Below are 18,405 nucleotides of genomic sequence, written 5' to 3' on the forward strand. Positions count from 1 at the left end.
GGATCCCGAATCCGTTTCCATGCGGGCCCGCGCCCGCGTGGCCTTTCCCGCCTTTTCGTGGATCGCCGCCAAGCCCAGCCGCTTCATCGCGTTCGGCCTGGGGTCCGGCCTGATCCGGCCGGCATCCGGTACCTGGGGCACCGTGCTGGCGTGGCTGATATGGCTGCCTGCCGCGCACTGGCTCGGCGATGCGGCCCTGGGCCTGTTAATTGCTTTGGCCCTGGTATACGGGTGCTGGGCTTGTCATCGCGCGGGCCAGGAGCTGGGCCAGCCCGATCATGTCGGCATGGTGTGGGACGAGATGGCCGCCTTCTGGCTGGTCCTGTGGCTGGTGCCGGGCGGATGGTTGTCGCAGGCTTGCGCCTTCGTCCTGTTCCGGACGTTCGACATCGTCAAGCCGCCGCCCATTCGCTATTTTGATGCGCGCATGAAGAACGGTATCGGTGTGATGTGGGACGATCTGCTGGCGGCGGGTTACGCGCTGCTGGTCATGGCAATCGCGGTGCGCATGGGAGCTTTTCAATGACGACGTTTGACAGCCACATAATCAACCTGGCCGGCGTGCTGGGCAAGGAATTGCAGCGCCGCAACTGGATGATGGGTACGGCGGAATCCTGCACCGGCGGCTTGCTGGCGGGCGCGGTCACCGCCATCGCGGGTTCCAGCGCCTGGTTCGATCGCGGCTTCGTGACGTACAGCAACGAGGCCAAGGTGGTGGATCTGCAGGTCTCGCCGGACACGCTGAATCTATACGGCGCCGTCAGCGAACCCGTCGCGCAGGAAATGGCCAACGGCGTATTGCTGGAATCGCTCGTTTCCCATGTGGCGGTCTCCACCACCGGCATCGCCGGGCCGGAAGGCGGCACCCCGGGCAAACCGGTGGGCATGGTGTGCTTCGGGTTCGCCGTGCGCGCGGGCAGCGGCATCACCACCCGCGCCGCGACCCACGTGTTCACCGGGGACCGTGCGCAGGTACGCCAGCAGGCAGTCGCTTTTGCCCTGCTGACCTTGTTGGAAACGATAGGCGCGAAAACCGCGCAATCCGACCCGACCCTGGTCTGACCGGGCTGGCTGCGCCCGCGCGTCGCGAACGCCGGTGCTAGCGCACCGCGTTGATCGCGTCGCGCAGGTCCTTCGCCGCCTCGGCCGCGGCCTGTCGCCAATCCTTGCCGCTCGACGCGTAAAGAATGGCGCGCGACGAGCTGATCAGCATGCCGGTGCCGCGCGCATTGCGCGCGTTTGCCACCGTGGCCGTCACGTCGCCGCCCTGGGCGCCGATGCCGGGAATCAGCAGCGGTACGCTATCCCCCACGCGTTTGCGCACGGCCGCGAGTTCGGCCGGATACGTGGCGCCGACCACCAGGCCGCACTGCCCCTGGCTATTCCATTTGTCCGCGACCAGCCCCGCGACATGCAGGTAAAGCGGTTCGCCGGATTCCGTCCGCACGAACTGCAGGTCGGACCCGCCGGGGTTGGAGGTGCGGCACAGGATGAACACGCCGCGATCGGTCCAGCGCAGATAGGGCTCGATCGAATCCAGGCCCATGTAGGGACTGACCGTGACGCAATCCGCCTTGTAGCGTTCGAAGGCCTCGCGGGCGTACTGTTCGGCGGTCGAGCCGATGTCGCCGCGCTTGGCATCCAGGATGATCGTGCGGTCGGGATGCTGGGTGCGGATGTGCTCGCACAGGGCTTCCAGTTGGTCTTCGGCGCGGGCGGCCGCGAAATACGCGATCTGCGGCTTGAAGCTGCATGCGTAGGGCGCGGTGGCATCGACGATGTCGCGGCAGAAGCGGAAGATCGCATCCGGCTGGCCGTCCAGTTCGTGGGGCAGCCGTTTGACGTCCGGGTCCAGGCCCACGGTCAGCAGCGAACCGGAGACGTCCCAGGCGGCGTCGAGTTTTTCTTTGAAATTCATCGTCAGTGGAGTTTTACGCGGGGCCGCGTGCGCCGCAGCAGCACGCGTCCCAGGGCCAGGCTGACCGTGCGCCAAATGCCCAGCAGGGCGCGATGGTGCATCAGATGCAGGCTCATGTACATGAAGCGTGCCAGTGTACCGCTTACGAACAGCCCGCGGCCCGCCAGCTTGCCCATCAGGCTGCCCACGCCCGCGCCCTGGCCCAGCGACACCAGGGATCCATAGTCCTTGTAGACATAGCCCGCGGCGGGTTCGGGCTGGCGCTGGATGCGCGCGCCGATCTTGCGCGCCAGATAAGAGGCCTGCTGGTGCGCTGCCTGGGCGCGCGCGGGCACGGTGCCGTGGCCCGGCCATGGCGCCGCGGCGCAATCGCCCAGGGCCAGGATCAGCGGATCCGGGGTCTCCAGCCGTTCGTTGACTTCCAGTTGCCCGATGCGGTTCACCGGCAGGCCCAATTCGCCCAGGAAAGCCGGGCCCTGGATGCCCGCGGCCCACAGGCAGATATGGGCGTCGTACACGGTACCGTCGTCGGTCCTGACGCCATGCGGCATGACTTCAGCGACGCGGCGGCCGGTCTGAACCTTGATGCCCAGTTCGGCCAGCCTGGCATGGGCCGCGCGCGCCAGCCGCTCCGGCAGCGGCGACAGAATGCGCGGCGCGCCCTCGATCAGCGTCACGCTCAGGTCGCGGTCCGGACGGAAGCTGGGCAGTCCATAGGCGCTGACGACATGGCCGGCCTCGAGCAGCTCCACCGCCAGTTCGACGCCGGTGGCGCCGCCGCCAACGATGACGATGTTCAGCCGCGCGGTCGCGTCGTGCACCTTGGCCTGGTCCACCTGGATCATGGCCTTGAGCAGTGTCAGCCGGAATTGTTCCGCGTTATCGGTGGTATCCAGCGTGATCGCGTATTGCGCCGCGCCAGGGGTGCCATAGAAATTGGCGATGCTGCCGACGGCCAGCACCAGCGTGTCGTAGGGAAGCGCGCGTTCCGGCAGGACCGGTTCGCCGGCCTGGTCAACCACGCACTGCACATTGGCGGTGCGATGCGCGCGGTCGATGTCGCGTACACGTCCCAGCACGAAGGAAAATCCGCTCAGGTGCGCCAGCATCAGGTAGGACAGGCCTTCCTGGTGAATATCCAGCGTACCCGCCGCCGCCTCATGCAGAGACGGTTTCCAGATGTGGAAGGGCCGTTCGTCGACCAGCGTGACATGGCCCGGCCCGTAGGCGCGGCCCAGCCGGGCCGCGAGTTCAAGACCGCCGGCACCGCCCCCCACGATGACGACGCGGTGGGGATGATTGGGCGAGGTGGGCGGCGGCATGCCGCGCAGTATAGCGGCGCGCGCGCGGATTGACGCGCGATTTGCCGCGTTTCGGTGCGAATTTCGTCGGTGCGCGGCGAATCGGCGCGGGGCCCGCCGGGCCTACAACAAGAAGCGGCCGACCGCCACGGCGACCCAGATGGCGACGGTGAAAATCAGGCAGAGAAGGACGGCGGCGCTGCCCAGATCCTTCGCGCGGCCCAGCAAGGGATGCATTTCCACCGATAAGGCATCGGCCAGCGCCTCGATGGCGGAATTCAGTAGCTCCGTCACCAGCACCATGGTCACCGACATGATCAGAATGAACACTTCCAGGACGGACCGGCCCAGCCAGAAAGCGGCCGGGATCATCAGGATGGCCAGCACCAGTTCCTGGCGGAACGCCGCTTCGTAGCGGATGGCGGCCCGGAAGCCCTGCATCGAATAGCGCAGCGCGTTGAAGATGCGGCGCACGCCGCCGGTACTTTTATAGGGCGAGTGCTGCGGTGTAGGCGTCATGGCGGATAGGCTGGAGCAGCGGAAAAGAGGAGGATCCGGCGACACGGCGGCCGGGATGGGCCGCGTCCCGAAACCGGACGGTAGCGCGTATGGGCCGTGGCGCGGCCCGCCGCAATGATAAGCAGAAACCCTAATTGTTTCACGGGGGCGCGGCGCGCAGTATGCGGTCAATTGGTAAGGCCACTTGACCGATCTTCCGCATGCCCTTTCAAGCCATCGAACCGCGCCGCCTGTACCGCCAGATCGCCGACCAACTGCGCGCCTTGATCGAGCGGGGAGAGTTTCCCGTCGGCACGCGCCTGCCGCCGGAACGCGACCTTGCCTTGAAGATGGGCGTATCCCGTCCTTCCGTGCGCGAGGCCCTGATCGCGCTGGAGGTCGAAGGCCTGGTCGAAGTGCGCATGGGTTCGGGCATTTATGTACGGCCGCGCGGCGATGGCGCGAACAGCGGTAGCGTCGTGGCCGAAAGCCCGCTGGATACCATCCTGGCGCGGCAGTTGATCGAAGGCGAGCTGGCGGCGCAGGCCGCGCAGGTCATGAAGGGCGCGGATATCGACGGCTTGCGCGAGGCCCTGGATGTCATGCGCGAGGAGGCCGCATCGGGCAACATTCCGGCGCGCGGCGACCGCTTGTTCCACGTGCGCATCGCCGCGGCCGCGGAAAACTCGGTGCTGCTGCGCCTCGTGGGCGAGCTGTACGACGAACGTCACAACCCGCTGGCGGTGCAGCTGGGCAGTCATTTCGAAAACGCGGATAGCTGGGAAGCGGCCATCGCCGAGCATGAACGCGTGGTCGATGCCATCGAGGCGGGCGACGCAGGCGCGGCGCGCGCCGCCATGCGGGACCACATGGCCAGGTCGCACGATCGCTTTACCGCGCATTGGTCGCCCGCCGATGCGGCGGCGACGGGTCGGCGCAGGCCCCCATCCAGGACGATGCACCGGACGACATAAGCGGACCGGTGCCAGGAGGAGACGATGATCGACAGCCCCATAACCGAACCGGGCGGCGTATCGAAAAGCATGCCGTGCGGGGATGCGCCATGAGCCTGGCCTGCCGCATACATGGCGCCCGCGATCTGCGCCTGGAGCCCGACGACCCCACGCCGCTGGCGCCGCACGATGTCGAGCTGCGCCTGGGTGCCGCGGGCATCTGCGGGTCGGACCTGCATTACTTCCTGCATGGGCGGGTCGGTGCCTTCGTCATCCGCGAGCCGCTGATTCCCGGCCATGAGGCCTCCGGCATCGTCACCCGCGTCGGCGACGCCGTCACGCGCGTGGCACCCGGAATGAAAGTGGCCATCAACCCGTCGCATCCCTGCGGGCGCTGCGACTATTGCCGCGCCGGCCGCGACAACCTGTGCAGCAATATGCGCTTCCTGGGCAGCGCCAGCGTGTATCCGCACGTGCAGGGCATGTTCCGCGAGCGCTTTGTCATGGGCGAGCGGCAGCTGACGCCCGTGCCGGAAGACATCTCGCTGGGCGAACTGGCCTGCGCCGAACCGCTGTCCATCGGGCTGCACGGCGTGCGCCGCGCCGGCGAAATGATGGGCCGTACCGTCCTGGTCACCGGCGGCGGCACCATCGGTTGCATGACGGTGATCGCGGCCCGCCTGGCCGGCGCCGCCCGCATCGTCGTGTGCGATATCGCCGACCGGCCGCTGGAAATGGCCCGTACGGTGGGCGCCGACGAAACCGTGCGCAGCGATGCCGTGGACGCGCGCGAGCTGGCGGACGTCGCCGATATCTCCATCGAGGCCGCCGGCAGCCCGGCGGCGCTGGCGACCTGCCTGGCGGCCACGCGGCGCGGCGGCCGCATCGTCCAGGTCGGCACCTTGCCCGGCGAAGGCCTGCATTTTCCCGCCAACAGCATCATGGCGCGCGAGCTGGATTACGTCGGCGCGTTCCGCGCCGGCCCGGAGTTCGACTGGGCGGTCGCCTACCTGCGCGCGCGCAAGGTGGACGTCCGGCCCCTGATGAGCGCGCAATTGCCGCTGGACCAGGCCGTCGCGGCCTTCGAGCTGGCGGCCGACAAGACCCGCAGTACCAAGGTGCAACTCGTATGCGATTGACGTTCCATTGACCCGACAGGCGGCGCCGCAGAGCGCATCGATGTCCTGAAAAAAGAGAGAGGAGACACGACATGAAGCAAGGCCAGGCAGTCAGACTACTGTTCGCCGCCCTGGCGTTCGCCGTATCGGCGGGCGCGATGGCGCAGACCAAGCTCAAGTGGGCGCACGTCTACGAGACATCGGAACCTTTCCATACCGAATCGGTCTGGGCGGCCCAGGAAATCGAAAAGCGCACCAACGGCCGCTATCACATCGATGTCTATCCGGCGTCCCAGCTGGGCAAGGAAAACGACATCAACCAGGGCCTGACGCTGGGCACCGTGGACATCATCATCTCCGGCTCCAGCTTCGCGGCCAAGACCTTCCCGCGCATCGGCGTCACCTATTACCCCTATACCTTCCGCGACCCGCAACACCTGCTGGCCTACACCAAGAGCGACATCTACAAAGAGCTGGTGGCCGGCTACGAGAAAAAGAGCGGCAACCATATCGTCGCCACCACCTACTACGGCACGCGGCAGACCACTTCCAACCGCCGTATCCAGAAGTGCTCCGACATGCAGGGCCTGAAGATGCGCGTGCCGGACGTGCCGGCCTACCTCGCGATGCCGCGCGCCTGCGGCGCCAACACATCGCCGATCGCCTTCGCGGAGGTCTACCTGGCGCTGCAGAACGGCACGGTGGAAGCGCAGGAGAACCCGCTCACCACCATCGAGGCGAAGAAGTTCTACGAAGTCCAAAAGTACATCGCCCTGACCGCGCACATCGTCGATCACCTGAACACCATCATCTCGGGCCAGCTGTGGAAGAAACTGTCGCCGGAGGACCGCAAGATATTCTCGGAAGTCGCGCAGCAGGCCGCCGAACGCGCGTCCCAGAAAATCATCGCCCGCGAGAATGAACTGGTCGATGAATTCAAGAAGAAAGGGATAGAGGTCGACACCGTCGACGTCGCGGATTTCCGCAAAACGGTACTGGAGAAGGTGCCCTTCAAGCAGTACGGCTATGAAAAAGCCGACTGGGAAAAGATCCAGGCCGTGAAGTAACGGAGGAGGCGCCCATGGCCACCGATGCACACGTTTCCCCTGTCCACGTATCGTCGGCGCAGCACGCGTCGTCCGTCGAGTCCATCGTCTCCAGCTTCGAGGAAGCCGATCACCAGCAGGCCGACCTGTCCGGCCATACCTTCGAGGACTGGCTCTGCCTGGGACTGTTCTGGATCATGGCGCTGCTGGTGTTCCTGCAGTTCTTCACGCGCTACGTGCTGAACGATTCCTTCGCATGGACCGAGGAACTGGCCACCTACGCCTTGATCGGGGTCGTGTTCATCGGCTCGGCGATGTGCGTGCGCACCTGCCGGCACATCCAGGTCGACCTGCTGTACCGCTACCTGCCCCGCCCGGCGGGGCGGGTGCTGTCCACGCTGATCGACGTGGCGCGCACCGCGTTCTTCGCCTATGTCTCGTGGCTCGTGTTGCGCTACATCCAGCTCGTCGGCGACGAGCCGATGACCACCATCGAATGGAACAAATCCTATGTGTACTGGCTCGCGCTGTTCGGCTTCGTGCTGATGGCCGCGCGGTCGGCGCAGGTCACCGTGGTGAACTGGCGCCAGGGCTATTCCAACCTGGAACGGCCGGAAGCATACGACACGCTCGACTGACACCGGACACGACAAGGGGCTGGGCATGTGGATATTGATCTGTACCTTCCTGTTGATGATGATCATCGGCGTACCCGTGGCGGTTTCCATGGCGGGCGCGTCGCTGCTTTACCTGTTGGTGTCGGGCGACGTCCCCGACGTCGTCGTGGCGCAGCGCATGATCGCCGGGGTGGAGTCCTTCCCCCTGCTGGCCGTGCCCTTCTTCATCCTGGCCGGCAACCTGATGAACATCGCCGGCATCACGGGCCGCATCTATAACTTCGCGGTGGCACTGGTCGGCTGGATGCGGGGCGGCCTGGGGCACGTGAATATCATCGGGTCCGTGGTCTTCGCCGGCATGTCGGGCACCGCCATCGCGGACGCCGCGGGCCTGGGCACCATCGAGATCAAGGCCATGAAGGACCACGGCTATAAGACGGAATTCGCCGTGGGCGTGACGGCGGCGTCGGCCACGCTCGGTCCCATCATCCCGCCATCGCTGCCGTTCGTGATCTACGGCATGATGGCCAACGTCTCGATCGGGTCGCTGTTCCTGGCGGGCATCGTGCCGGGCGCGGTGCTGACGATACTGATGATGCTTACCGTCGCCTACTTCGCCCGCAAGAACGGCTGGGGCAACGACGTCGGCTTCGACCTGCGCCGCCTCGGCACGGCGACGCTGGAAGTGTTGATCGTCCTGGCCTTTCCGTTTTCCATCTGGGCGATGACGCGGATGGGCGTTTCGACGAACTGGGCCGCGATCATCGCCTTCGCGGTGCTGCTGGGGCTGGACTGGCGCTTCAATTTTTCCGCCGTCATGGCGCTGATGGCGCCGGTCATCCTGATCGGCGGCATGACGCTGGGCTGGTTCACGCCCACCGAAGCGGCGGTCGCCGCCGTCGTGTGGGCCCTGTTCCTGGGGCTGGTGCGCTATCGCAGCATGACCTTGCGCCTGCTGGCCAAGGCCACGTTCGAGACCATCGAAACCACGGCGTCCGTGCTGTTCATCGTGACGGCGGCGTCGGTATTCGCCTGGCTGCTGACGACCACGCAGGCAGCGCAGGCGCTGACCGACGCCATCCTCAGCCTGACGCACAATAAGTGGGTCTTCCTGATGCTGGCGAACGTGCTGATCCTGGTGGTGGGTTGCTTCATCGACACCATCGCGGCCATCACGATCCTGGTGCCCATCCTGCTGCCGATCGTGCTGAAGCTGGGCATCGATCCGATTCACTTCGGCCTGATCATGACCTTGAACCTGATGATCGGCCTGCTGCACCCGCCGCTGGGCATGGTGCTGTTCGTCCTGGCGCGCGTCGCCCGGCTGTCGGTGGAGCGCACCACCATGGCGATCCTGCCATGGCTGGTGCCGCTGTTCCTGGCGCTGATCGCGATTACCTACGTGCCTGAAATAACGTTGTGGTTGCCGCATGCATTGGGCATGGGGAATTGATAGACATCGGAGGCAGTAGCAAAATGGGTCAGCGATTGGCGGGTAAGTCGGCGTTCGTGACGGCGGCGGGACAGGGCATAGGCAGGGCGACGGCGGAAGCCTTCCTGCGCGAAGGCGCGCGCGTGATCGCCGCCGACATCAATCCCACGGGACTGAGCGCGCTGGCGGAGTTGCCCAACTGCACCGTCCTGGAGCTGGACGTGACCGACGCGCAGGCGGTCAAGCGGGCGGTGGCCGACGCCGGCAGCGTCGACATCCTGTTCAACGGAGCGGGCTATGTCCATGCCGGCGGCATTCTCGATGCCACGGACGACGACCTGACCTTCGCCGTCGAGCTGAATGTGCGCGCGATGATGCGCCTGATCCAGGGCTTCCTGCCCGGCATGCTGGCCAAGGGCGGCGGCTCCATCATCAACATGGCTTCGGTGGCGGGCAGCATCAAGGCCGTCCCCAACCGCTTCATCTACAGCACCACCAAGGCCGCCGTGGTCGGCATGACCAAATCCGTCGCCCTGGATTTCGTCGGCAAGGGCATCCGCTGCAACGCCATCTGTCCCGGTACGGTAGAGTCCCCGTCGCTGCGCGAGCGCATCGCCGCGCAGGCGCGCCAGAACGGCCAGTCGCCCCAGGACGTCGAAGCATCGTTCGTCGCGCGCCAGCCCATGGGCCGCCTGGGCCGCGCCGAGGAAATCGCCGCGCTGGCCGTCTATCTGGCCAGCGACGAGTCCGCGTTCACAACCGGCACGACACAGGTCATCGACGGTGGATGGTCGAATTGATGGAGTCCCCCCCCGAAGCGCTGCGCGCTTCCCCCCCAGGGGGGCGACGCTGGAGGACCGGCGGAGCCGGATCCTCGGCGTCCCCGCTTGGGGGCACCTGTTTTTTTTGGGGTGGGGGGGTGGATAGGGTCCCCCCCGAAGCGCTGCGCGCTTCCCCCCAGGGGGCGACGCTGGAGGACCGGCGGAGCCGGATCCTCGGCGTCCTCGCTGGGGAGCATCTGTTTTTTGCGGGGTGGTGTGGTGGATAGTCTCACTTTCGAAGCGCTGCGCGCTTCCCTCCTTAAGGGCGGCGCTGGGGGACCGGGGGGATCGGATCCTCGGCGTTCCCGGTGGGGAACCGGTTTTTTTGGGGCGGCGTTGGCTGATGGGCGGCTTGGCGTGTCGCGGGTGGGTTAGATTGCTGGAACGTTGAATTCATGTACGAGGAAATACGATGAAGCTGATGCGATACGGGGCCAAGGGCGCCGAGAAACCGGCCATGCTGGACCGCGACGGGAAGGTTCGTGATTTGTCCGGCGTGGTGTCGGATATCACCGCGGATTTGCTGACGCCGCAGGGGCTGGCGCCGCTGGCCAAGGTCGATCCGGCCAGTCTGCCGGTGGTGGCTGAACCCGGGCGTATCGCGCCGCCGTGGCGTGGCATGGGCAAGTTTGTCTGCATCGGGCTGAACTACGCCGACCATGCGGCGGAATCGGGCCTGCCGATTCCGGCGGAGCCGGTCGTCTTCATGAAGCCGACCAGCTGCGTCGTCGGTTGCAACGACCCGGTCGTCCTGCCCCAGGGCTCCGTCAAAACGGACTGGGAAGTCGAGCTGGGCGTGGTCATCGGCGCGCGGGCCCGCTATGTCAGCGAAGGCGACGCGCTCAAGCACGTGGCCGGCTACTGCATCGTCAACGATGTGTCGGAGCGCGAATACCAGATCGAGCGCGGCGGCACCTGGGACAAGGGCAAGGGCTGCGACACCTTCGGGCCGGTCGGCCCCTGGCTGGTGACCGCCGACGAGATCGCCGACCCGCAGAACCTGGGCATGTGGCTGGACGTCAATGGCAAGCGCATGCAGACCGGCAATACCCGCACGATGATCTTCAATGTCGCGCAGGTGGTCAGCTATGTCAGCCGCTTCATGACGCTGTATCCGGGCGACCTCATCACCACCGGCACGCCGCCTGGCGTCGGCCTGGGCATGAAGCCGCCCGTGTACCTGAAGGACGGCGATACGATGCGCCTGGGGGTCGACGGCCTGGGTGAACAGCGGCAACCCGTCCATGCCTGGAATCCGGAGCTGATCGACGGCTAGCGGCGGCAGGCCCTGGCCGTCGCGCGCCGGCTGCCAGGCCTTGACGTGCGTCCGCATGGCGCGCCCCTCCGCGCGGAAGGGGCCGCATCGAGAGGAGACTAGACCTTGAACGCCATCGATAACCCGGTCATCCGCATCCACGCGGCCGACAACGTCGTGATCGCGCGGCGCCAGCTGCTGGGCGGCACCCGCCTGCCGGCCGAAGGCGTGACGGTCGTCGGCCTGGTGCCGCCGGGCCACAAGATCGCCGTGCGCGATATCCCCGCCGGTTCTCCGGTGCGCCGCTACAACCAGATCATCGGCATCGCCCGCAACGACATCGCGGCCGGGCAGCACGTCCATACCCATAACCTGGAATTCAGCGATTTCCAGCGCGACTACGCCGTCGGCCGCGATGCCCATGCCACGCCGTATGTCGATACGCCCGCCACGTTCGAGGGCATCGTCCGGGCCGATGGCCGCGTGGCGACGCGCAACTACATCGGCGTGCTGACTTCCGTGAACTGTTCGGCCACCGTGGCGCGCGCCATCGCCGATCACTTCCGCCGCGATATCAACCCCGGCGCCCTGGCCGATTACCCCAACGTCGACGGCGTGGTCGCGCTGACCCACGGCGCGGGCTGTGCCACCAGCAGCGAGGGCGAGCCCTTGAAGGTCCTGCGCCGTACGCTGGGCGGCTATGCGCGCCATCCCAATTTCGCCGGCCTGATGATGGTGGGGCTGGGCTGCGAAACCAACCAGATCGGCGGGCTGATGGAGCAGGAAGGACTGCATGAAAGCCGGCAGCTGCAGACCTTCAACATCCAGGACACCGGCGGCACGCGCAAGACCGTTGCCCGGGGCATCGAACTGGTGGAATGGATGCTGGAAGAGGCCAACCGGGTCCGGCGCACGCCGGTTCCCGCCAGCCACATCACGGTGGGCCTGCAATGCGGCGGCTCCGACGGTTATTCCGGCATCAGCGCCAATCCGGCGCTGGGCGCCGCCGTCGACCTGCTCGTGCGGCACGGCGGTACGGCCATCCTGTCCGAAACGCCCGAGATCTATGGCGGCGAGCACCTGCTTACCCGCCGCGCCGTATCGCCCGCCGTGGCGGACAAGCTGCTGGCGCGCCTGCGCTGGTGGGAAGACTACTGCCGCCGCAACGATGCCGAGATGGACAACAACCCGTCGGCCGGCAACAAGGCCGGCGGCCTGACGACCATCCTGGAAAAATCGCTGGGCGCCATCGCCAAGAGCGGTACCACCAACCTGGTCGACGTCTATGAATACGCCGAACCCGTTACCGCGCGGGGTCTGGTCTTCATGGATACGCCGGGCTACGACCCGGTGTCGGCGACCGGGCAGGTGGCCGGCGGGGCCAACCTGATCTGCTTCACCACCGGCCGGGGCTCGGCCTACGGCTGCGCACCCGCGCCATCGCTGAAGCTGTCCACCAACACGGCCTTGTGGGAACGCCAGGAAGACGACATCGATATCGATTGCGGTGCCATCGTGGAAGGCCGCGCCACCGTGGAGGAAATGGGGGAACGGATCTTCAGGCTGATGCTGGCCACCGCCTCCGGCCGCATCACCAAGAGCGAGGCGCATGGCTACGGGCAGAACGAATTCGTCCCGTGGCAACTGGGCGCGGTGATGTAGCGCCGGGCAAAGGCCCGTCCTTCGCGCGCGCCCGGGGGAGGGCCGCGCGCGCCATACCTGGAATCCGTTTCATGAAAATCACATCCGCCCGCGTCATCGTTTGCAGCCCAGGCCGCAATTTCGTGACGCTGAAGATCGAAACCGATGCGGGGCTGACCGGCATCGGCGATGCCACCCTGAACGGCCGCGAATTGTCCGTCGCCAGCTATCTGACCGATCACGTCATTCCCTGCCTGATCGGGCGCGATGCCCACCAGATCGAAGACATCTGGCAGTTCCTGTACCGCGGCGCCTACTGGCGGAAGGGGCCCGTCACCATGACGGCCATCGCCGCGGTCGACACCGCGTTGTGGGACATCAAGGCCAAGGCCGCCAACCTGCCCCTGTACCAGCTGCTGGGCGGCAAGAGCCGCGAGGGCGTGATGGTCTATGGCCATGCCAACGGCCGCGACATCGAAGAAACCGCCGACGAAGTGCTGCGCTATCGCGACATGGGTTACCGGGCCATCCGCGCCCAAAGCGGCGTGCCTGGCCTGCAATCGGTCTACGGCGTGGGCCGCGGCCGCATGTTCTACGAGCCCGCGGACGCCTCGCTGCCCTCGGAGCACGACTGGTCCACGGAAAAATACCTGGACCACACGCCCAGGCTGTTCGAGAAGATCCGCGATGCCGCCGGTTGGGATGTGCACCTGCTGCACGACGTTCACCATCGCCTGACGCCGATCGAAGCGGCGCGGCTGGGCAAATCCCTGGAGCCCTATCGGCTGTTCTGGATCGAGGACCCGACGCCGGCCGAGAACCAGGAGGCCTTCCGCCTGATCCGCCAGCATACCGTCACGCCGCTGGCCGTCGGCGAGATCTTCAACACGGTGTGGGACTGCAAGGACCTGATCCAGAACCAGTTGATCGACTATATCCGTGCCACGGTGGTGCACGCCGGCGGCATCACGCATTTGCGGCGCATCGCCGATCTGGCCGCGCTGTACCAGGTGCGTACCGGCTGCCACGGCGCCACGGATCTGTCGCCGGTCTGCATGGGGGCGGCGTTGCACTTCGATATCGCGATACCGAACTTCGGCGTGCAGGAATACATGCGCCACACCGAAGAAACGGATGCCGTGTTCCCGCACGCCTATCGTTTCGAGGATGGCATGATGGTGCCCGGCGACGTGCCGGGGCATGGCGTGGACATCGACGAAAAGCTGGCGGGCAAGTATCCCTACCAGCGCGCCTATCTGCCGGTGAACCGGCTTGCTCACGACGGAACATTATGGAACTGGTAGGACGCTCCATGCGCCATTGCAATGCCGACGCGCTTATCGAATGGGGCACGGCCTGCCTGCGCGCGCACGACGTGACCGACGACGATGCGCGGCTGGTCGCGCGCAGCCTGGTGCAGACCAGCCTGTGGGGCATCGATTCCCACGGCATCGCGCGCCTGCCGCATTACCTGAACCGCCTGGCGCACGGGTCCATCCTGGCGCGCCCGGCCATTGTCGTCAGCCGCAGCGGGCCGGCGACCGCCCAGGTGCAGGGCGGACAGGGGCTGGGCATTGTCGTGTCGTACCGGGCCAATCGGCTGGCCATGGAGATCGCGGCGGAATGCGGCGTGGGCGCGGTAGGCGTATCCGACTCCTCGCATTGCGGCGCCATCGGACTGTACACGCGCGAGCCCGCGCGTGCCGGCATGATAGGCATCGGCTTCACGCATTCCGATTCGATCGCCGCGCCGTTCGGCGGCCACGTGCCTTTCCTCGGCACGAATCCCATCTCCATCGCCTTTCCACGCGCGGGGGGCGAGCCCGTCTGCCTGGACATGGCCACGACCTCCATTCCCTGGAATCGCGTCATGAACGCGCGCCGCGAGGACGCGGAGCTGCCCGAAGGCGTGGCGCTGGACGAGCAGGGCCTGGACGCCCGCGATCCCCACGCCGCGCGCGCCCTGCGTCCCCTGGGCGGACCGTCGTACGGGCATAAGGGCTACGCCCTGGCGCTGATGATCGAATTGCTGTGCGGTCCCTTGAACGGAAATCCCCACGGTCCGCATATCTCGCCGATGTATGAAAAGCTGGAGTTGCCGCGCCGCCTGGGCGCCTTCTTCATCGTCATCGATCCCGCGCGCTTTCCCGGCGGCGCGACGCTGGCCGCCACCATCGAGCATATGGCGCGCGAGCTGGCCGAACAGCCCGGCCAGCCGCGCATGCCGGGCGATCCTGAACTGGACGCCGCCGTGCACCGCGCGGCGCAGGGCATCCCGATCGAACCGGGCTTGTGGAGCGAGATGAGCGCCTGGAGCGAGCGCCTGCGCGTGCCCCTGCCGGCGGCGCGGGATACGCGGTAGGGTCCGACCCGCCTGGCAGGGTCGTATCGCTACGTCCGGCATGGGCAGGCGCCGGATATGGGCATCGCCACCTGGCCCATTCGTGACGGGCGGGGCACGGCAACGCGGGCGGACTAGTTGCGCTGGCGCGGCAGGACCAACAGCGCGCGGCGCAGTTGGTCGATCTGCGCCGCCGTTTCGCGCATGACCCAATCCGGTCCCTGCATGGCCGGCGGCAGGACCGCGACCGGCGCGGCCTGCTCCCCGGCATGGCCCGCCGTCCCGCCATCGGCGGGATCGTCCGCGCCCGTGCTGGTGGCCGGTGCGTTGGCCACGGCGGGCGTCCGCCGGGCGGGGACCGTATCCAGCACCGACGTATCGCCGGCGCGCAGCGCCCGTGCGATGGCCAGCAATCCCATCCGCATCTCCTGCCCGATATCGCCGCGGAATGCGCGCGCCAGGGCCAACTGCACTTCGCGCGGCTCTTGCAGCCGCGCGCTGGATATCACCTCCAGCGAGGCCATGATGGCGCGTTGATGATGCTGGATCTCTTCCATCCGCGCCGACGACAGCCGCATTTCCTTGGCGGCCGATGGCATCAGGCCACGCAGCGCGATCGAGCGCTTGCCCAGGTCGGCGAACACGGCGCTGCGGGCTTCAGGCGTCAGCGGTTTGTCGGTTTGCAGCCGGCGGATCACGCGCTGCATGCGGCGCAGGTTCAACGCCAGTTCATAGCGCCATGCGTAGCTGCCGTTCAGCGGCAGCGCGAACGAAAAGACCAGCGCGACGGCGATACCGATACACACCTGCAGGGTTCGCCACAAGCCCATGGTCATGGAATCGTCGCCCTCGCCGGCAACGATCATCATCGTGATGGCGGTCAACAGGGCGATATAACCGCCGCTTCCGATCGCATAGTAGGCGCACAGGCCGGCGATCAACGACATGGCACCGATGGTCGCCGCCGGCGATCCGCCGTACTGGTCGAGCAGGATCAGCAGCAGGCCGGCGGCGGCGCCCAGCAGGGTGCCCATCCCGCGCTCCATCGCCTTTCTGCGGATGTTGCCCTGATGCTGGATGCCGCCGATGACGGTCAACAGCGAAACGCTGGCCCATACGCTGTGCGGCAGGTCCAGGCCGCGCGACAGCGCCAGCGTTGCCAGCAGCGCCAGCGCTACCCGTATGCCATGCAGCGCGCGGGCGTGGCGATAGCGCTGGTAAGGCGAACCCAGGGTGCGCACGGCCACGGCCATGCGGCGCAGCGGCTCCAGCAAATGGAAAACGGCATAAGACAGCATTGAACGGCGCGGCGCGGCGGCGGGCGGTTCCGTATCCATCGATCGGTGGCTCCAGCGGGAGGTGCGCCCGGGCTAGGGCGCGGGCTGTTCGGTTTTCTCCTCGCGGCTCATGTATAGCGCGTATTGGCGCGTGAAGACCGCGCCGAAGAAGAAAATCTGGGCGGAATAATAAATCCACAGCAGCAGCGCCACCACCGAGCCGGCCGCGCCATAGGCCGAGGCCACGGCGCCACGGCCCAGGTACAGGCCGATACCCCATTTCCCCAGCAGGAACAGCGCGGCCGTGACGATCGCGCCCGGCACGACGTGCTTCCAGGGGATCACCGCATTGGGCAGCAGCTTGTAGATGACCGCGAACAGCGCGGCGACCACCGCGAAGGAAAACACGCCGGACAGTACCTCGGCCACCATCGCGAACGCGGAGTTGGTCCACAGTTCGCCGTAGTAGTCGTGCGCCGCGCTCAGGGCGGCATTCACGGTTAGCGATATCAGCAGGAACAGGGCCAGCACCAGCACCAGTCCGAAAGACAGCAGGCGGCTGCGCACCATGCCGTGCACGCCGCTGCGCCCCTGGCCCCGCACTTCCCATAGTTCGTCCAGGCTTTGCTTCAACTCCGCGAAGGCGGTGGTGGCGCTGAATATGAGTACGCCGATGGACATGACCGTCGCGACCAGGCCGCTGCCCGATTCGTGCGCGCTGGCCAGTACGATCTGGATCACCTCCGCGCCGCGATCGCCCATCAGGTCGCGCAGCTGGCCGACCAGTTCGGAGCGCACGGCCTGTTCGCCGAAGAACGCGCCGGCCACCGCGATCACCAGGATCAACATGGGCGCCAACGAAAAAATCGTGTAAAGCGCCAGGGCCGCGCCCTTGCTTGACGCGCGGTGCTCCGACCACTGCTGGCCGGATGCGACGATCAGGCGTACCAGCACCGAAGGCGTGGTGCGTAGACGCGATAGATAGGACATAAGCGAACTCGCCATCTTCAACGTTGAAAAGCCCTGGTACCGGCCACGCATGCCCCCGCGTGGGCCGAAGACCAGCAATCGTTGTTCCCGCGCTCTACCCGGATCGGGCGGCCGACGGGGCACCCCGACCTTACCAGTTGCGCCGTGGCGGCGCCAATGGCGCCCCGCGCGCCGGCGCGCTAGGGGATTACCCGTCTTGTCGGCATCCACCAGTGTCCATAATATTGGCGCCAATTTAGGCAGCATGTCGTGCGGCACGCGCCGCGCCGTACGACGCTTCTTTTCCATCGAGCGCTCCATGCCCCAAGACTCTTCCACCGCCGACAGCGCCAGCCTGGCGCGGGCCCTGTACGACCTCGGCCCCGGCATCATCTACGCGTCGCGCAGCGACCCCCGGTTCTCCTACTGCACCTACGTCCCGCCGCACATCGGGCAGGCGCGGCGGCCGATGCAACTGGTCGTCATCGTGCACGGCACGGGTCGCGCCTTCGTCGAGTACCGCGATGCCTTCGCGGAATTCGCCCGCTGGAACGATTGCGTGGTCCTGTGCCCGCTGTTCCCGGCCGGCGTGCTGGGCGACGGCAACCGCGACGGCTTCAAGCATTTGCGCGAAGGCGACATCCGCTACGACGACGTGCTGCTGGATATGGTGGACGAGGTCGCCGGCAAGTTCGGCTGCGATTTCAGCCGCTTCATGCTGTTCGGCTATTCGGGCGGCGGCCAGTTCGTCAATCGGTTCGCGGTGCTGCATCCGGAACGGCTGCGCGCCGTGTCCATCGGCGCGCCCGGTTCCGTCACATTGCTGGACGCGGACAAGGACTGGTGGGTGGGCACGCGCGACATGGCGGCCCGCTTCGGCAAATCCCTGGACCTGGACGCGTTGCGGCGCGTCGCGGTGCACATGGTGGTCGGCAAGGCCGATCTCGAAACCTGGGAGATCACGCACCCGCCGGGCGGCAAGTACTACATGCCCGGCTGCAACGACGCCGGCCGCACGCGCCCCGAGCGCCTGGCCACCTTGCGGCGATCCTTCGAGACCGCCGGCGTGGCGGTGGAGATGGATGTGGTGGACAACGTCCCGCACGATGGCCTGAAAGTCGTCGGCATCGTCCAGGACTTCTTCGCCAAGGTGCTGCGGCAGGACCGCGGCGAGTCTTAAGCGGACGATGCCGGCAAGATGAACCCGCGTCAAGCAGC

The 18,405-nt window shown here is 66.8% G+C and carries 18 protein-coding genes; 13 read left to right on the forward strand and 5 right to left on the reverse strand.

Annotated features, from left to right (window positions below; translation table 11 throughout):
• Positions 1-19 precede the first annotated feature (19 nt).
• A complete protein-coding gene (locus CAL28_RS02780) occupies positions 20-526 on the forward strand; it encodes a phosphatidylglycerophosphatase A family protein (protein ID WP_094840590.1) in 507 nt (168 codons plus the stop codon).
• A complete protein-coding gene (locus tag CAL28_RS02785) occupies positions 523-1,062 on the forward strand; it encodes a CinA family protein (protein WP_094839874.1) in 540 nt (179 codons plus the stop codon). Before CAL28_RS02780 ends, CAL28_RS02785 begins: the two co-directional genes overlap by 4 nt.
• Positions 1,063-1,099: 37 nt before the next feature.
• Here CAL28_RS02785 and pyrF read toward each other — a convergent pair whose 3' ends face one another.
• The 3 genes from pyrF to CAL28_RS02800 all read right to left on the reverse strand — a co-directional run bounded on the left by pyrF (position 1,100) and on the right by CAL28_RS02800 (position 3,738).
• Positions 1,100-1,918: an orotidine-5'-phosphate decarboxylase gene (gene pyrF, locus CAL28_RS02790; RefSeq protein WP_094839875.1), complete on the reverse strand. Its 819-nt coding sequence runs from the start codon at positions 1,916-1,918 to the stop codon at positions 1,100-1,102.
• A 2-nt stretch (positions 1,919-1,920) separates the two neighbouring features.
• Positions 1,921-3,240: an NAD(P)/FAD-dependent oxidoreductase gene (locus CAL28_RS02795; RefSeq protein WP_094839876.1), complete on the reverse strand. Its 1,320-nt coding sequence runs from the start codon at positions 3,238-3,240 to the stop codon at positions 1,921-1,923.
• A 102-nt stretch (positions 3,241-3,342) separates the two neighbouring features.
• Complete coding sequence (locus CAL28_RS02800) at positions 3,343-3,738, reverse strand: diacylglycerol kinase (RefSeq protein WP_094839877.1); 396 nt, start codon at positions 3,736-3,738, stop codon at positions 3,343-3,345.
• Between the two features lie 200 nt (positions 3,739-3,938).
• On the opposite strand from CAL28_RS02800, the gene CAL28_RS02805 reads away from it, so the two are divergent.
• The 10 genes from CAL28_RS02805 (at position 3,939) to CAL28_RS02850 (ending at position 14,962) form a co-directional block, all read left to right on the forward strand.
• Positions 3,939-4,691 (forward strand): FadR/GntR family transcriptional regulator, encoded by a 753-nt coding sequence (locus CAL28_RS02805; RefSeq protein WP_094839878.1) that lies wholly within the window; start codon positions 3,939-3,941, stop codon positions 4,689-4,691.
• Positions 4,692-4,780: 89 nt separating this feature from the next.
• Positions 4,781-5,809: an L-idonate 5-dehydrogenase gene (locus CAL28_RS02810; RefSeq protein ID WP_094839879.1), complete on the forward strand. Its 1,029-nt coding sequence runs from the start codon at positions 4,781-4,783 to the stop codon at positions 5,807-5,809.
• A 71-nt stretch (positions 5,810-5,880) separates the two neighbouring features.
• Complete coding sequence (locus tag CAL28_RS02815; RefSeq protein WP_094839880.1) at positions 5,881-6,855, forward strand: sialic acid TRAP transporter substrate-binding protein SiaP; 975 nt, start codon at positions 5,881-5,883, stop codon at positions 6,853-6,855.
• A gap of 14 nt (positions 6,856-6,869) precedes the next feature.
• Positions 6,870-7,472: a TRAP transporter small permease gene (locus CAL28_RS02820; RefSeq protein ID WP_094839881.1), complete on the forward strand. Its 603-nt coding sequence runs from the start codon at positions 6,870-6,872 to the stop codon at positions 7,470-7,472.
• A 25-nt stretch (positions 7,473-7,497) separates the two neighbouring features.
• Positions 7,498-8,904 carry a TRAP transporter large permease gene (locus tag CAL28_RS02825; RefSeq protein ID WP_094839882.1) on the forward strand — a complete coding sequence of 469 codons (1,407 nt, stop codon included), beginning with the start codon at positions 7,498-7,500 and terminating at the stop codon, positions 8,902-8,904.
• Between the two features lie 23 nt (positions 8,905-8,927).
• Positions 8,928-9,683 carry an SDR family oxidoreductase gene (locus tag CAL28_RS02830; RefSeq protein ID WP_094839883.1) on the forward strand — a complete coding sequence of 252 codons (756 nt, stop codon included), beginning with the start codon at positions 8,928-8,930 and terminating at the stop codon, positions 9,681-9,683.
• 433 nt (positions 9,684-10,116) lie between these two features.
• Positions 10,117-10,980 (forward strand): fumarylacetoacetate hydrolase family protein, encoded by an 864-nt coding sequence (locus CAL28_RS02835; protein ID WP_094839884.1) that lies wholly within the window; start codon positions 10,117-10,119, stop codon positions 10,978-10,980.
• A gap of 105 nt (positions 10,981-11,085) precedes the next feature.
• A complete protein-coding gene (locus CAL28_RS02840; RefSeq protein ID WP_094839885.1) occupies positions 11,086-12,621 on the forward strand; it encodes a UxaA family hydrolase in 1,536 nt (511 codons plus the stop codon).
• A 71-nt stretch (positions 12,622-12,692) separates the two neighbouring features.
• Positions 12,693-13,904, forward strand: a complete 1,212-nt coding sequence (gene manD / locus CAL28_RS02845; RefSeq protein WP_094839886.1) for a D-mannonate dehydratase ManD — start codon at positions 12,693-12,695, stop codon at positions 13,902-13,904.
• Positions 13,905-13,912: 8 nt separating this feature from the next.
• Positions 13,913-14,962, forward strand: coding sequence for an Ldh family oxidoreductase (locus CAL28_RS02850; RefSeq protein ID WP_094840591.1), 1,050 nt, complete (start codon positions 13,913-13,915; stop codon positions 14,960-14,962).
• Positions 14,963-15,075: 113 nt separating this feature from the next.
• Here the strand turns inward: CAL28_RS02850 and CAL28_RS02855 are convergent, their stop codons facing one another.
• Both CAL28_RS02855 and CAL28_RS02860 read right to left on the reverse strand, forming a co-directional pair.
• The gene (locus CAL28_RS02855) at positions 15,076-16,278 is read right to left on the reverse strand and encodes an FUSC family protein (RefSeq protein WP_094839887.1); all 1,203 of its coding nucleotides are present in this window, start codon (positions 16,276-16,278) and stop codon (positions 15,076-15,078) included.
• Between the two features lie 33 nt (positions 16,279-16,311).
• Positions 16,312-17,208 (reverse strand): YihY/virulence factor BrkB family protein, encoded by an 897-nt coding sequence (locus CAL28_RS02860; protein WP_094839888.1) that lies wholly within the window; start codon positions 17,206-17,208, stop codon positions 16,312-16,314.
• A 298-nt stretch (positions 17,209-17,506) separates the two neighbouring features.
• Between CAL28_RS02860 and CAL28_RS02865 the strand changes: the two genes are divergently transcribed.
• Positions 17,507-18,367, forward strand: coding sequence for a hydrolase (locus CAL28_RS02865; RefSeq protein ID WP_094840592.1), 861 nt, complete (start codon positions 17,507-17,509; stop codon positions 18,365-18,367).
• The last annotated feature ends 38 nt before the right edge of the window (positions 18,368-18,405 follow it).

Origin of the sequence: Bordetella genomosp. 11 (assembly GCF_002261215.1) — a bacterium.
Lineage (GTDB): Bacteria > Pseudomonadota > Gammaproteobacteria > Burkholderiales > Burkholderiaceae_B > Bordetella_C.

Bases quoted from the DNA above. Each gene is read 5' to 3' on its own strand.
- CAL28_RS02780 (WP_094840590.1), top strand. From the start codon at position 20: ATGCGGGCCCGCGCCCGCGTGGCCTTTCCCGCCTTTTCGTGGATCGCC.
- CAL28_RS02785 (WP_094839874.1), top strand. From the start codon at position 523: ATGACGACGTTTGACAGCCACATAATCAACCTGGCCGGCGTGCTGGGC.
- pyrF (WP_094839875.1), bottom strand. From the start codon at position 1,918: ATGAATTTCAAAGAAAAACTCGACGCCGCCTGGGACGTCTCCGGTTCG.
- CAL28_RS02795 (WP_094839876.1), bottom strand. From the start codon at position 3,240: ATGCCGCCGCCCACCTCGCCCAATCATCCCCACCGCGTCGTCATCGTG.
- CAL28_RS02800 (WP_094839877.1), bottom strand. From the start codon at position 3,738: ATGACGCCTACACCGCAGCACTCGCCCTATAAAAGTACCGGCGGCGTG.
- CAL28_RS02805 (WP_094839878.1), top strand. From the start codon at position 3,939: ATGCCCTTTCAAGCCATCGAACCGCGCCGCCTGTACCGCCAGATCGCC.
- CAL28_RS02810 (WP_094839879.1), top strand. From the start codon at position 4,781: ATGAGCCTGGCCTGCCGCATACATGGCGCCCGCGATCTGCGCCTGGAG.
- CAL28_RS02815 (WP_094839880.1), top strand. From the start codon at position 5,881: ATGAAGCAAGGCCAGGCAGTCAGACTACTGTTCGCCGCCCTGGCGTTC.
- CAL28_RS02820 (WP_094839881.1), top strand. From the start codon at position 6,870: ATGGCCACCGATGCACACGTTTCCCCTGTCCACGTATCGTCGGCGCAG.
- CAL28_RS02825 (WP_094839882.1), top strand. From the start codon at position 7,498: ATGTGGATATTGATCTGTACCTTCCTGTTGATGATGATCATCGGCGTA.
- CAL28_RS02830 (WP_094839883.1), top strand. From the start codon at position 8,928: ATGGGTCAGCGATTGGCGGGTAAGTCGGCGTTCGTGACGGCGGCGGGA.
- CAL28_RS02835 (WP_094839884.1), top strand. From the start codon at position 10,117: ATGAAGCTGATGCGATACGGGGCCAAGGGCGCCGAGAAACCGGCCATG.
- manD (WP_094839886.1), top strand. From the start codon at position 12,693: ATGAAAATCACATCCGCCCGCGTCATCGTTTGCAGCCCAGGCCGCAAT.
- CAL28_RS02850 (WP_094840591.1), top strand. From the start codon at position 13,913: ATGCGCCATTGCAATGCCGACGCGCTTATCGAATGGGGCACGGCCTGC.
- CAL28_RS02855 (WP_094839887.1), bottom strand. From the start codon at position 16,278: ATGGATACGGAACCGCCCGCCGCCGCGCCGCGCCGTTCAATGCTGTCT.
- CAL28_RS02860 (WP_094839888.1), bottom strand. From the start codon at position 17,208: ATGTCCTATCTATCGCGTCTACGCACCACGCCTTCGGTGCTGGTACGC.
- CAL28_RS02865 (WP_094840592.1), top strand. From the start codon at position 17,507: ATGCCCCAAGACTCTTCCACCGCCGACAGCGCCAGCCTGGCGCGGGCC.